At 71.4% G+C, this 13,247-nt stretch carries 14 protein-coding genes; 6 read left to right on the forward strand and 8 right to left on the reverse strand.

Annotated elements, in window-relative coordinates; genetic code table 11:
- Positions 1-2: 2 nt before the first annotated feature.
- Positions 3-1,232: a precorrin-6y C5,15-methyltransferase (decarboxylating) subunit CbiE gene (cbiE, locus tag FXF68_RS17660; RefSeq protein WP_148760432.1), complete on the reverse strand. Its 1,230-nt coding sequence runs from the start codon at positions 1,230-1,232 to the stop codon at positions 3-5.
- 251 nt (positions 1,233-1,483) lie between these two features.
- On the opposite strand from cbiE, the gene FXF68_RS17665 reads away from it, so the two are divergent.
- On the forward strand, positions 1,484-2,194 hold the full coding sequence (locus FXF68_RS17665) for a hypothetical protein (protein ID WP_148760434.1): 711 nt from the start codon (positions 1,484-1,486) through the stop codon (positions 2,192-2,194).
- Here FXF68_RS17665 and FXF68_RS17670 read toward each other — a convergent pair.
- The 3 genes from FXF68_RS17670 to FXF68_RS17680 form a co-directional block, all read right to left on the reverse strand.
- Positions 2,191-2,631, reverse strand: coding sequence for a hypothetical protein (locus FXF68_RS17670; protein WP_148760436.1), 441 nt, complete (start codon positions 2,629-2,631; stop codon positions 2,191-2,193). The genes FXF68_RS17665 and FXF68_RS17670 overlap by 4 nt on opposite strands.
- A gap of 93 nt (positions 2,632-2,724) precedes the next feature.
- Positions 2,725-2,985 carry a hypothetical protein gene (locus FXF68_RS17675; protein ID WP_148760438.1) on the reverse strand — a complete coding sequence of 87 codons (261 nt, stop codon included), beginning with the start codon at positions 2,983-2,985 and terminating at the stop codon, positions 2,725-2,727.
- Complete coding sequence (locus tag FXF68_RS17680; RefSeq protein ID WP_148760440.1) at positions 2,982-3,443, reverse strand: hypothetical protein; 462 nt, start codon at positions 3,441-3,443, stop codon at positions 2,982-2,984. The genes FXF68_RS17675 and FXF68_RS17680 overlap by 4 nt, the downstream gene beginning before the upstream one ends.
- 201 nt (positions 3,444-3,644) lie before the next feature.
- Here FXF68_RS17680 and FXF68_RS17685 point away from each other — a divergent pair, with 201 nt between their 5' ends.
- A complete protein-coding gene (locus tag FXF68_RS17685) occupies positions 3,645-4,748 on the forward strand; it encodes a helix-turn-helix domain-containing protein (protein ID WP_148760442.1) in 1,104 nt (367 codons plus the stop codon).
- Between the two features lie 45 nt (positions 4,749-4,793).
- The gene (gene cobF, locus FXF68_RS17690; RefSeq protein ID WP_246178756.1) at positions 4,794-5,534 is read left to right on the forward strand and encodes a precorrin-6A synthase (deacetylating); all 741 of its coding nucleotides are present in this window, start codon (positions 4,794-4,796) and stop codon (positions 5,532-5,534) included.
- Here the strand turns inward: cobF and FXF68_RS17695 are convergent.
- Together FXF68_RS17695 and FXF68_RS17700 are read right to left on the reverse strand one after the other, a co-directional pair.
- On the reverse strand, positions 5,507-8,131 hold the full coding sequence (locus tag FXF68_RS17695; RefSeq protein WP_148760446.1) for an ATP-binding protein: 2,625 nt from the start codon (positions 8,129-8,131) through the stop codon (positions 5,507-5,509). The genes cobF and FXF68_RS17695 overlap by 28 nt on opposite strands.
- 221 nt (positions 8,132-8,352) lie before the next feature.
- The gene (locus FXF68_RS17700) at positions 8,353-9,591 is read right to left on the reverse strand and encodes an MFS transporter (RefSeq protein ID WP_246178757.1); all 1,239 of its coding nucleotides are present in this window, start codon (positions 9,589-9,591) and stop codon (positions 8,353-8,355) included.
- A gap of 57 nt (positions 9,592-9,648) precedes the next feature.
- On the opposite strand from FXF68_RS17700, the gene FXF68_RS17705 reads away from it, so the two are divergent.
- A complete protein-coding gene (locus tag FXF68_RS17705) occupies positions 9,649-10,206 on the forward strand; it encodes a CGNR zinc finger domain-containing protein (RefSeq protein WP_148760450.1) in 558 nt (185 codons plus the stop codon).
- On the opposite strand, the gene FXF68_RS17710 is transcribed toward FXF68_RS17705, so the two are convergent.
- Together FXF68_RS17710 and FXF68_RS17715 are read right to left on the reverse strand one after the other, a co-directional pair.
- Positions 10,207-11,079, reverse strand: coding sequence for an SAM-dependent methyltransferase (locus FXF68_RS17710; RefSeq protein ID WP_148760452.1), 873 nt, complete (start codon positions 11,077-11,079; stop codon positions 10,207-10,209).
- Positions 11,080-11,117: 38 nt separating this feature from the next.
- Positions 11,118-11,930 carry an SAM-dependent methyltransferase gene (locus FXF68_RS17715; RefSeq protein WP_148760865.1) on the reverse strand — a complete coding sequence of 271 codons (813 nt, stop codon included), beginning with the start codon at positions 11,928-11,930 and terminating at the stop codon, positions 11,118-11,120.
- 63 nt (positions 11,931-11,993) lie between these two features.
- Between FXF68_RS17715 and FXF68_RS17720 the strand changes: the two genes are divergently transcribed.
- Together FXF68_RS17720 and sigJ are read left to right on the forward strand one after the other, a co-directional pair.
- Positions 11,994-12,374 (forward strand): YchJ family protein, encoded by a 381-nt coding sequence (locus FXF68_RS17720; RefSeq protein WP_148760454.1) that lies wholly within the window; start codon positions 11,994-11,996, stop codon positions 12,372-12,374.
- Positions 12,375-12,376: 2 nt separating this feature from the next.
- Positions 12,377-13,228: an RNA polymerase sigma factor SigJ gene (sigJ, locus tag FXF68_RS17725; protein WP_246178759.1), complete on the forward strand. Its 852-nt coding sequence runs from the start codon at positions 12,377-12,379 to the stop codon at positions 13,226-13,228.
- Positions 13,229-13,247: the final 19 nt, after the last annotated feature.

A 13,247-nucleotide genomic window follows, 5' to 3' on the forward strand; every position in this document is an offset into this window, starting at 1 on the left:
GGTCATACCGCCTCCTTCCGTGTCGTCCAGATGGTGACGGGCATCGCGGGACGCCAGGCGGTGAAGCCGCCGAGCGGCGCGGCCCGTTCGACACTGACGCGGACCAGGTCGCCGCCGTACGTCTCGCGTGCCTGCGCGACCCGGACCTCCGATTCGAGGGTGACGGCGTTGGCGACCAGCCGTCCGCCGGGGCGCAGCGCGTCCCAGCAGCGTTCCAGCAGGCCGGGGACGGTGAGGCCGCCGCCGACGAAGACGGCGTCGGGGGCCGGCAGGTCGTCCAGCGCGCCCGGCGCCACGCCCTCGACGACCCGCACGCCGCCCGGCACGCCGAGGCTCGTCGCGTTCCGCTCGATCCGCTTCGCGCGCTCCGGTCGGCTCTCCACCGCCACCGCCTGGCAGGACGGATGCGCCCGCGCCCATTCGATCGCGACGCTGCCCGCGCCAGCGCCGACGTCCCAGAGCAGTTCGCCGGGCAGCGGCGCGAGCCGCGCCAGGGTGACCGCGCGGACCTCGCTCTTGGTGATCTGCCCGTCGTGGTCGAACGCCGCGTCGGGGAGCCCGGACGTGCGGGGCAGCGGCGCCGCGTCCGGACCGGGCGCGCATTCGACGGCGACGATGTTCAGCGCGGTCGCGGCGAGTTCCGTCCACTCGGCGGCGGTGCCGTGCTGGACGGTCTCCCCGTCCGCACCGAGGTCGGACAAAACCGTCATGCGGCTCGGCCCGAACCCGCGTCCGGCGAGCAGGGCGGCGACGACCGATGGGGACTCCCGGCCCGCGCTGAGGACGAGGATCCGGCGGCCGGGCGCGACCAGCGCGTTCAGCGCGCCCGCCGGACGTCCGACGAGGCTCGCGACGTCCACGCGGTCGAGCCGCCAGCCGAGCCGGGCGCACGCCAGCGACACCGACGACGTGTGCGGCAGGACGAGCAGCCGCTCCGGGCCGAGCAGTTCGGCGAGCGCGGAGCCGATGCCGTGGAACATCGGGTCTCCGCTGGCCAGGACGACGACGGCGCGTCCTTCGTGCTCCTCGATCAGGCCGGGGAGCGCGGGCAGGAGGGGCGACGGCCAGACGACGCGCTCCGCGCGCTCCGCATCCGAGGCGGGGACGAGGTCGAGTTGGCGGCCGGAGCCGAGCAGCACGTCCGCCGACCGCAGCGCGGCGCGGGAGCGCTCCGGGAGCCCGTCCCATCCGTCGGCGCCGATGCCCACAACGGTGACGACACGCGCGTCCACTGGCCTCCTCGTCCCGGCACGACTGCGGCGACCAGCCTATATGAGCGGTTCCAACCCGTTCCTGCACGGATCACCCATCTGACCTGTACCGGAGCCGCCCGACGATCTTGGGAGAGCCCCATTCCCGCCCGACGACCTCGCCGCAGTTGATCAACGGTAATGCAACGGCCGGGGTTCCGCGTTGGAACCATGGGCACCCGCAGCCGCTCGAAGGAATGGTCGGACGGCGCATCCGAAGAAGAGGCGAGGCCATGACTTCCGCACTGGCGCTCAACCTACTGTCCTCACTACTGGCCTTCCTATCCGGTGCCGCGGCGAAGGGCCTCTACCAACGTCGGCAGACCATGGGCCCGGCCCGGCGCGTATGGCGACTGCGCAGACCCGACGAGGTCGTGATCGTTCAGCCAGACGGACCAGGGCACGACACCCCGTTACCGACCCTCTACGAGGGCGACGCAATGGCCGCGATGCTGGTGTCCGAGTACTTACGCAAGGTCTTACGTGTGCCCACCGTCCGGATAATCCGGGCCAAGAACTTCTCCCGATGCCGGGATGCCCCAAGCGACCTGGTCGTCATCGGCGGCCCCAACGCGAACGACCTGTACAAGGAACTCGACCGCCAAGTCACCCTGCCTTACAGTTTTCGGCTCTACCCGGACCGGGCAGACATGATCAGAAACTCTGACGGCCACGTGTTCGCCCAGCAAGTCGTCCACGCCAAGACCACGCGCGACTTCGCCGTCATCAGCCTGCTCCCCAGCCCCTTCCACGCCGACCGCCGCGTCATCGTCCTAGCCGGATGCGGCACCCTGGGCAGCCTGGCCGCCGCCAAGATGGTCACCCAAGACGGAATCGCCCGCCTGGCCGCCCTCCGCCCAAGCGCCCCCTTCTCGGCCGTAATAGAAATAGAAATCCTGGACGGCCAAATGACCAACCCCCAAATAGTCGACACCACCGCTTAGCCCCCCCAACCCCGAGCACCGACCGCATAGTTCAGCGACTCGACCCGACTCAAGGGGCGCGGGTTGGCGGTCGGGATGCGGGCACCGAGCATTTCGGCGGCACGGCGGGCCGCGTCGTCCGGGTCGGACGGGAGGATCGCGCCGTAGCCGTCGTCGGACGACCAGCGTCGGTAGGTGCGCCCGTCCCAGCCGAGAATCAACGGTCCTCGGCTGCGGTAGGTGACGTGGACGCGGGTCAGTCCGGTCTCCTGATCGCGGACGAGGGCGACCGAGACTTGCGGGGCGATGCGGCGGACGGCCGCGTCGAGCCGCTCAGCCGGGCCGAACACCATGCTCATGCCTCCGGCGGCGGTGAGTCGGGCGAGGTGGTCGCAGTCGCAGCCCGCTGGGCAGTGGCACGGCGGGTAGCTCGGGGTGGAGTTGCAGCAGTCAGCCATCAGCAAGCCTCCTGTTCGAGGACGGGGTCCGGGGCCGGGAAGGGGCGGCGCGGCCGGGACCAGGGGGTGTCGACCGGCGGCGCCGCCCCTGGCTCACTTGAAAGGTCTGGGCTCGTTGCGCCAGGCGCGGCCGGGCTCGGACATCCGCGCGGCCAACTCCTCACCCGCGACGCGCAACTCGTCGGCGATCCGCGACGAGACACACGCCCAGGCCAGCTCGCACCACCGCTCGTGTTCAACCACCCGCGCGCCGTCCCGCTGGGAGACCGCGCGCCAAGAGCCGTCCGGCAACTCGTACACCGCGAACCCGGCGATCTGCCGCTCGGCCTCACGCGCGAGGCGCGCCGCGCTCACCGCTCACCCTCCCTGCCCTCGCCTATCCCGGCCTCGACGCGCGGCAGCCACAACAGCAGCAACGCCAACTCCTTGGGATCATTGCCACGCACCTCGGTGATGGCAGCGGCCCGCTCGGCATAGTCCACGTAACTGCGCTGCCCATGCCAAACCGGCTGGCTCTCGCACACCTCAAACGCCCACTCCGGAAACCACTTACGCAGGAACGTCAAGTGCTCCATCCGCTCCACGTACGGCAGAGCCTCCTTGCCGGACGCCAACGCCGCCAGATCAATGGCCTGGGACATCAGCCGCCCCAAGTACCCGGGCAGCTTCGCCTCGACGACCGAATGCCCGCCCGTCCACTTCTCCGACGGTTCGCGGACGGCCAGCCACGGCACGGGCCTGCTCTCGTCATGCTCGATCTGCCATCCCGGATTCTCTTCGCGGAGCCGTGCCACCTTCTCGGATATCGTCATCGCCAGCCGGACCTCCTATGTCCGGTCAGGCCCCGGAACACCTGGCGTTCGCCCGCCGGCCGGGGCCGTCTTTGTGTCCTGCGACACCTTCCGCCCACCACCAGACCGCGTCCGGCGTTAGCGTGGAAGCCGTTACCGCGTTGCCTGTCGGCGGGCGCGGGGCAACACGCAACGGCCATCCGGCGCGAAGCGGGTGAGATCATGACTTTCGGCGAGCGCATGCGGCAGCTCATGCAGGAGCAGGACGTGAGCCTGCGCCGACTGGCCAAGGCAGTGCCCTGCAACGTCGGATACCTGTCGAAGGTGGCCCGCGATTTGGGCGGCCCGTCGGAGGACTTGGCCAAGCGCCTCGACGAGCTCCTTGGCGCGGGCGGCGAGCTGGCTGGCCTCAGGCGTCCGCCGCAGCGCCCTACGAGCGTCAAGGCGGGCGATGCCGACCGCCTTCGCCATGCCGCGCGGAAGCCCCTGCGCGTCGACCCCGCGACGGTCGAAGCGCTCGCCCGCGTCCTGGACGGGCAACGCCGTCTGGAAGATTCCGTGGGATCGGCCGCGGTCCTTCCCGCCGTACGCGTCCAACTCAAGTCGATCACCTCGATGGTGACCGAGGCGCGCGGGCCCATCCGGAACGACCTGCTCGACGTCGCCGCGCAATGGTCGCAGTTCGGCGGGTGGCTGTACGCCAGTGTCGGACGGCCAGGCGATGCACTGAAATCGCTCGGCCGGACCCTGGAATGGGCGACGGAGTCCGGCAATCAGCAGATAGTCGGAGAGGTGCTGAGCTGGCAGGGCTATGTCGCTGAGCGGCGGGGGCAGATCGGCGCGATGATCGGCCTGTCCCAGGCGGCCCAGCGGCTTCGCGCCGGGTCGGTGGGCCGGGTGTACGACCTGTACCAGGAGGCGCGTGCGCTGGCGGCGGTGGGCGAAGCGGACGCGGTGCGGCGACTGACAGAGCAGGCGGCGGCCGCGGTCGTCGACGTGCGTCCCGACGTGGCCCGTCCGTGGGAGTACTACTACTTCGCTCCCGGCTTCTTCGTTCTGGAGCACGGACTCGCCTATCGCATCCTCGGCCGCACCGACCCCGCCTACAACGCGGTCGCGATCGAGCACCTGAAGGCCGGACTGGACGGATTGCCCGCGAACATGCGGGCCTCGGAGTGGGCGGGCGATTTCGTGTACCAGCTCGCGATGGCCTATCTCCAGATCGGTGAAGCGGGCGAGGCGGAGCGAGTCGCCGCCGACCTGGAGACGATCGCGACACGAACCGGATCAGACCGGCTCACGGGCCTCCTCGCCGCCCTCCGGTGACCGCGTCAGGCACTCTGAATGGGTGGTTCTGGCAGACTTGTCCGGGTGAAGCGGCTTCTGGTCATTGGTATTGGTGCGGGGGATCCCGACCATCTGACGTTGCAGGGGGCCAAGGCCATCGGCGCGGCGGACGCCTTTCTGCTCGTTGGGAAGGGTGAGGCCAAGGAGGATCTCACCGGGTTGCGTCGGGAGCTGATCGCCGCGCACGGGCGTGAGCCGTATCGGGTCGTTGAGGCCCGTGATCCTGAGCGCGATCGGACCGCGTCCGCTTACACCGCCGCCGTTGAGGACTGGCGGTCGCGTCGGGCTGAGATCTACGAGTCGTTCGTCAGAGATGAGTTGGCCGAGGGCGAGACCGGCGCGCTTCTTGTCTGGGGCGATCCCGGCGTCTACGACAGCACGCTCGCTGCTCTGGACGAGATCGACGCCGAGTTCGACTACGAGGTCATCCCGGGAATCAGCAGCATTTCGGCGCTCACCGCTCGGCATCGCGTCGGGCTGACGCGGGTCGGACGTCCTGTGCACGTCACGACCGGGCGGCGGCTCGCCGCCGAGGGGGCGACGGCCGACGACGTGCTCGTCATGCTGGACGCTGCCTGTGCGTTCACCGAGGTCGGCGACGGTTTCCACATCTACTGGGGCGCCTACCTGGGCACGCCGGACGAGATCCTGATCGAGGGCCCGGTCGCGGAGGTCGCCGACCGGATCCGCGCGACCCGCGCGGAGGCCCGCGCCCGCAAGGGCTGGATCATGGACACCTATCTCCTGCGCCGCTCCTCGTCCTGATCGGCGGCCGGTTGCCAGAGTGCGTACCGGAAGTCGAGGAACACCATCCCGTCCAGGACGCGGTGGTCCCCGCGTAGGACGGAGTCGGGCAGTTCGTCCAGCCAGGAGAGGTGGATTCCCGTCTTCCCGCCGAGGCAGCCGGGAATGTGCTCGGGGCCCTCGTCCGGGCGGGTGAGCTGCTCCGCGACCTTTTCGGCTTGCTCGGACGCGCCGAGCGCCTCGAACGCGGCGCGCGCCCGTTCCAGTGTGCGGCGTCCGCCTGCCGGGTCGCCGACGGCCCGTTGGGCTTGGCCGAGGTTCCGCCAGGCGTTGGCGAGGCCGTGCCGGTCGTCGTGCCGCTCGTAACGGGCGGCGGCGTGGGTCGCGCAGTTCAGCGCGGCGCGGCCGTGACAGGCCGGGCACGTCTCAAGGTAGGCGGCCGCCAGGTTCAAGAAGACGATCGCCTCGGCGTGCTGGTGGTCCAAGTTTCGCGCGAGTCGCAGGGCGTGGCACAGGTGCCAGATGCCGCAGCTTCCGTACCGTCCGGGGTGCCATCCCAGGAGGGTGAGAGCGAGATTTGTCCGCGCTCGGATCTCGCCCTCGGGATGGCTGAGCCGGGAGAACATCAGAACGGCGCGCAGGAGTGTGTCGGCTGCCGCCTCATGTTCGCCCCGCATTCGCAGGGCGTCGCCCAGTGCCGTGAGCGCTTCGCCGGAACCGTACACATCCCCGGATTCCCAGCAGATCTCCATGTCGATCCGGTGGCACTCCTCCGCCTCGACATAGTCGCCCAGGCAGACATGGACGAGACCGAGGTTGTGGCGGGCCCGTCCCATTGCCGGGCGATCTGGCGCCAGCTCCAGGGAACGGCGCAGATGCGGCATCGCCTCGTCGTATCGGCGCGCCACCCGGTAGGCGTTGCCGAGCATTCCCGACGCCGCGTGGACCTTTTCGGGCCCCAGATGCTCAGCCGCGTCCAGGGCGAGCGTCCCGACGCTCATCCATTCGCGGACATGCCGCCGGAACTCCCAATAGTGGACGAGTTCCGCCGCCATCGCGCACGTCTGTTCCCAGCGCTCGTCGGCGTGGGCGGCGGCCACTGAGGCGGCGAGATTAAGGCTTTCGTCGTCCAACCAGCGGAGCGCCTCGCTCCTGTCCGGAAAACGCTCGCTGCGCGGGTTGGCATTCGGGCCGAGCCAGCAGGTGGCCAGCCCGAGAATCCGCTGGTAGTGCTCCAGCAGACGGTCGAGGGCCGCATCATCGTCGTGGTCGCGGGCGAGTTCGGCGGCGTAAAGGCGGATCAGGTCGTGCATGTCCCAGCGTTTGCCCCCGTTCCGGCGCAGCAGGTGCAGCCGGGTCAGGTCGGCGAGCAGGCGACCCGTGTCGGCGCGGTCGATGACGGCGGACGCGGTCTCCAGGTCGGTGTCGGCGCCGGGCATCGCGCCGAGCAGGCGGAACGCCCGTGCCTGCGCGGCGTCCAGCCGCCGGTACGACAGGTCGAACGCGGCGCGGACGGCCAGCGGGCGTCCCTGCTCGTCGGCGTCGTCGTAGCGCAGCCGGTCGAGCCGGTCGTGGGCCTCGGTCAGCTCGTCCGCCTGGGCGGCGAGCGGGGTGTCCGGGTCGTCCCGGAGGAGGGCGGCGACGATGTGCAGCGCCAGCGGCAGGTGCCCGCACAGGTCGGCCAGGCGGCGGGCGTCGTCCGGCCGCGCGGCGACGCGCTCGTCCTCGGGATTCGTGCGGCGGAGCGCCCGGTCGAGGAGGGTCACCGACCCTTCGGCGTCGAAGGGGGCCAGGTCGACGCGGCGGCCGGGAAGGGCGGAAAGGGTATTGCGCGAGGTGACCAGCAGGCGGTGCGGCGGTTCGGGAATCAGCGCGGAGATCTGCCCGGCGGTCGCGGCATTGTCGAGGACGACCAGCAATGGCGTCTCCAGCCGGGACAGTGTCGTCCTCCACAGGCCCACAGCCTCTTCCGGTGTGGCAAGGGCCTCGGTCTTTCCGAGCGCGCGGAGCAGATGTTCGGCGGTCGCACCTGCTTCCCAGGGAGTTTCGGGGCTGTAGCCGCGTAAGTCCGCGAACAGGACTCCGCCCGGAAATCGGTGCCGGACTCGGTGGGCGGCGTGCACGGCCAGCGCGGTCTTTCCGGCTCCGCCCATTCCGCTGACCACGGAGACCGTCCCCTCCCCGCCGGGTTCGAGCCAGGACGTCAATTCGCGGACGGCGTCGTCGCGGCCGGTGAAGTCGGGCACATCGGCGGGCAGCATCATCGGCCCCCGCCGCGTTTCCTTCGCACGAGGAGGACGCCCGCCACGCTTCTCCGCCCGCTGCTCGCGCGCCTTTCCCAGAAGGCCCTGCCACCACCCGTCGGGACGTTTGACGAATCCGGCGGTCCGTTGCAGCGCCATCGCCTCCAGGATCTTCACGATCTCCAGGCAGGCCCGCTGCGACCTCCGGGACGGGACGCTCGCCCCCTTCAGCCAATCGTTGACCGTCGAATCGCTGACCGCGATCCCCCGCTCCCGGCATCGGCGCACCAGATAATCCAGCGTGGGACGTCCCGCCGCGTCGTTGACGGCCGACAGTTCGGCGAAGAAACGGCCTGCGTGGTCCACTGCGCCCATCGATCCCGTCCGAACCCGCGTCGACTCCGGAAAACCCGCCAAAGCGGGACTGAACAGCGTATCCACCGTCCGGCGAGCGCCGGAACGGTCGCCGGAAACCCTCCGGAAATGCGACACCTGACCTCCCGGAACGACAGCAGGAGGCCCAGTGCACGCCATCGTCCAGCACCTGTATTCGGCACTCGGCGCGGCCGGCGCGCTCTACGCCGCGACCGTCGCCGTCACCGCCCTGACCTCGATCGCGGCCCGCTCCCCCGAACGCCGCCGCGACGCCCGCCAGACCCTGAAACTCCTCCTCCCCGCACAGCGCTCCTAGGGGTGAGGCAGTGGTACGCAACAAAAGCAACCACCTGGACCCCGGCGGCCGTGAGGAGGGCGGCGGGAAGCGCGCGGTCGGCGAGCGGTCCCGCGACGGCCGCGCCGAGCGCGAAGGCCGTGATCTTCAGGCTGGCGCCGGTGGTGAAGATCTGCCCGCGCAGCCGCGCGGGCGCCTCCCGGTGCCGGACCGCGAACAGCGCGGTGAGCTGCGGCCCCTCGGCGAGGCCCGCGAGCACCGCCGCCGCGACGAGCGCCACCGGATGACAGGACGCGGCCAGCGCCAGCGCCCCCGCGAGGACGACCGTGCTGCCCGCGATCACCGTGTCCGGCCGCCACCGTGCGGGACGCCGGGCCACCACCGCGTTGGCGGCCAGCGCGGCGGCGGCGAGGACGGCGAGCAGCATCGTCCCGCGGTCCGCCGCGCCGAAGGCCCGCAGGCCGAGCGGCGGGACGCACGCGACCAACATCCCTTGCCCCGCGCACGACACCACCGAAACAACAGTCGCCCTGGTCAGCGCCGGTGTGCGGACGATCGCCCGGAACCCCGCCGCGAGCGCCGCCCCGATCGGCTCAGCCGTCCGCGCGCCGCCCGAGGCCAGCGGCACCGCGGGCAGCGCGAGGACGATCAGCGCGGCGGACGCCGCCACCGCGCCGGACGCACCCGCCATCGCGGCGACCGCCCCGGCCAGCGCGGGCCCCACCAGCCCCGCCGCGTTGTAGGTCATCGCGTCGAAGGCGTTGGCGCGGGCCAGCCCGTCCGGCGGGACGACGCGCGGCAACTGCGACGTCCACCCGCCGGACAGCGCGGGCCCGAGCACCCCCGCCCCCGCCGCGACCGCCACCGGGACGGCGAGCGGCGCCCGCCCCACGCACAGCAGCACCACGACCAGCGCCGCCGCGTACCCGGCCAGCGCCCGGCCGAGGACCCGGCCCGGCCGGGGCGACCGGTCGAGGACGGCGCCGAGCAGCGGCCCGCCCGCCGCCGCGGTGATCGTGACGCCCGCGAGCAGGAACGACCCGGCGGCGGCCGAGCCGGTGGCGGCGAGCCCGGCGAGCATCAGCGCGGGTCCGGACATCTCGTCACCGGTCCGGGCCGCCGCCGCGCCCGCCGTGTAGAGCCCGAGGGCGTAACGGTTTCGCACCGCAGTCACGTTACGCAGGTAACGCAAACCTTGTCGAGAAGCGTTACACTCGACGGCATGCAGCCGCCCTCCGACTGGTCGTCGCGGCATTCCGTGGCGGCCACCGCACGCAGGACGTCCGCGCTGGTCAACGTCCTCTCCGAGGAAGATCCGGAGCCCGGCGCGGTGGCCGATGTCCTGCGCGCCCACGGCGAGGACGACCCTCTAGACCTCAGCGCGCGGGACGTCCAAGAGATGCGGGCCGTGGCCGTCCTCCTACGCGAGGTCTTCGCGGCCGAAGACGTCGACCAGGCCGCCACGACGCTCAACGATCTGCTCCAGCGCAGCACCGGACGGCTCCGCCTGACCTCACACGCCGGGCGCACCCCCTGGCACCCCCACCTGGACGGTCACGACGACGCGCCCTGGGCGGAGTGGTTCCTCGCCTCGTCCTGCCTGGCGCTCACCGTCCTGGTGTGGGACGGGCAGCGCCCGCCCGGCGGCGTCTGCGCGTCGCCGACCTGCGGGAACGTCTTCCTCACCCAGGGCAGCGGCCCGCCGCGCCGGTACTGCTCCCGCCGCTGCGCGACGCGGGAACGCGTCTCCGCGCACCGCCGCGCACGCCGAACGCGATAGTCAGGGTTTGCGGGCGACCGCGCCATAGGCGTGGACGTGGTCGGGCCCGTCATGCTCCGGGTCCCGGCGCCATTGCGCGATCGACACCAAGCCCGGATCGACTTTCTCCAGTCCGTCGAAAAGGGCGTCGAGCTCGTCGACGCTGCGCAGCAGATAGGGCAGCGTCCCCGACTCGGCGTATTTCTTGGTGCCGCGCATCGCGTCCTCGGAAGTGTCGGTGCAGTCCCACAGCACCAGGAAACTCCCGGACGGCACGCCCGCCATCGTCTCCGCCACGATCCGCTTGACGGTCCTGTACTCCTGGCAGAATCCCAGCACGCCCATGAACATCACGGCGATCGGCCGGCTGAAGTTCAGGACGTTCGACGCCTCCGCCAGAATCTGCCGCGTGTCGTGGTAATCGGCGTCGATGTAGTCGGTGACGCCTTCGGGAGTCGTCCCGCGCATCAGAGCACGCGCATGAGCGAGCACCATTGGATCGTTGTCGACGTAGACGACGCGCGAATCGGGCGCGGTCCGCTGCGCGATCTGATGCGTGTTCGACTCGGTCGGCAATCCGGCCCCGATGTCGAGGAAGTTGCGGACGTTCTCCTCCGCCGCCAAGTGCCGTACGACGCGGATGAGGAACCGCCGAGACTCGCGCGCCAGCGGGACGAGTTCCGGGTTCAGCGCGGCGGTCGCGTCCCCTATCTGCCGGTCGATCAGGTAATTGTCCTTGCCGCCGAGCCAGTAGTTCCAGGTCCGCGCGGGAGAGGGGACATCGGTGCGGAACCGGCCCTGCGCGTCCGCGACCAGGGGCGGCGGATGCTCGCCGCTCGGGTCGCCGTCCGGGTCAAGGAGAGGGTCGCCCGGAGTAACACCGGAAGGGGGCATCGTCGGCTCCTCGAATGGTCCTGACCGATCCGCGAATCCTAGGGGACTTTTCGGGCCAGGGCGCAGACCGCGTCGACTTCGGGCGGCGGGCCGAACGGCGCCGCCTCCGGCCGCCATCGCGACGTCGACACGATCCCCGGTTCCAGCAGTTCGAGGCCGGTGAAATAGCGGGCGATCTCCTCCGGGGTGCGGGCGACATACGGGCTGGAGCCCTGTTCCACCGCGAGCCGGATCGCCTCTTCCCGCCCTTCCCGGTCGAGGACGCCCGTCCCGTCGTTGAACGCCACGAAACTGCCCGGCGGCAGCGCGTCCACGAGCCGCCGGACGATGGCCTGCGATTCGTCGTCGTCGATGACGTTGCCCATGATTCCGAACAGGATCAGCCCGATCGGACGGTCGAAGTCGAGCGTCCGCGCGGACTCGGCGAGAATGCGGCCGGGATCGCGGACGTCGCATTCGATGTAGTCGGTCCGCCCTTCCGGGCTCCCCGCGAGAAGGGCGCGGGCGTGCACCAGAACCAGCGGGTCGTTGTCCACGTAAACGACGCGGCATTCGGGAGCGACGCGCTGCGCGACCTCGTGGGTGTTGTCGTGGGTCGGAAGCCCGGTGCCGATGTCGATGAACTGCCGGACGCCCTCCTCCGCGACCAGGTGCCGCACCATCCGGCCGAGGCAGACCCGGGAATGGCGGGCGATGTCACCGACGCCGGGGAACGCCGCCGCGATCTGCTCGCCGACCTCCTGGTCGATCGGGTAGTAGTCCTTACCGCCGATCCAGTAGTTCCACATTCGCGCGGGATGCGGGCGCGTGCTGTCGATTTCCGGGAGGTCGCTGGACGCCATGGCGCTCATCGTCGCCGCCCGCCCGTTGCCCGGCAAGCGCCGCATGTCATTCGGCAGGGCAGAATCGGGGGCGTGGCGAAGAAGTGTCCGTGCGGGGTCGGCACGCGGTATGGGGAGTGTTGCGGACGGTTGCACCGGGGCGAGGCCCGGGCGCTGACCGCGGCCGAGCTGATGCGGTCGCGGTTCAGCGCGTTCGCCGAGCGCGACGAGGCGTACCTGCTGGCGAGCTGGCATCCGGCGACGCGCCCCGAGCGGGTCGGGTTCGACGACGGGCTGCGCTGGGTGCGGCTGGAGATCGTCCGCACGGAGGACGGCGGGCCCGACGACGACAAGGGCGTCGTGGAGTTCCGCGCCCACTACCTGGACGGCGCCACGCCCGGCGAGCTGCACGAGGTGAGCCGTTTCGTCCGGCACGACGGCGCCTGGGTGTACGTCCGGGGCAGGACGTCCTGAGCGTGGACGATCTCGACTGGGAGGCGCACCGTCCCGCCGTCTTCGGCGCGGCGTACCGGCTGCTCGGCAGCGTCGCTGAGGCGGAGGACGTCGTCCAGGACGTGTGGCTGCGCGCCGAGGCCGCCGACCGGTCGGACGTCACCGACCAGCGCGCCTGGCTCGTGACGATCGCGGCGCGGCTGGCGTACAACGTGCTGAGGTCGGCGCGGGTCCGGCGCGAGGCGTATCCCGGCCCGTGGCTCCCGGCCCCGCTCCCCACCGGCGGCGACATGGCCGAGCGGATCGCCGTTGACGACTCGGTCAGCACGGCGATGCTGCTGGTGATGGACGAGCTGTCCCCGCCGGAGCGGGTGGCGTTCGTCCTGCACGACGTGTTCGACGTGCCGTTCGACCAGGTCGCGGACGTGCTGGGCAAGTCGGCGGCGGCGTCCCGCAAGCTCGCGTCGCGGGCCCGCAGGCGGGTCGCGGACGCGCGCGAGCAGCGGCCGAAGGCGAGCCGGGCCGAGCGGGAGCGGGTGCTCGCGGCGTTCCGCGCGGCGGCGGAGGACGGCGACTTCGCGAGCCTCGTGAAACTCCTGCATCCGGACGCGGTCTACGTCGCGGACGGCGGCGGCAAGGTCGTCGCGTCCCGGCGTCCGGTGCTGGGCGCGGAGCGGGTCGCGCGGCTGCTGGCCCGGATCACCGAGCACTACGGGGTGGAGCGCGTCGCGCCCGTCGAGATCGGCGGCGAGCCCGCGCTCGCCACCTACCGGGACGGCCGCGTCGTCTGGGTCGACACCGTCGAGATCGAGGAGGACGGCCGCATCACCGCGATCCAGCGCGTCGCGAATCCGGAGAAACTCAGTCACATCTGAGCGCCCTGCCGTGTCTACC

The organism is Actinomadura decatromicini (assembly GCF_008121305.1).
GTDB lineage: Bacteria > Actinomycetota > Actinomycetes > Streptosporangiales > Streptosporangiaceae > Spirillospora > Spirillospora syzygii.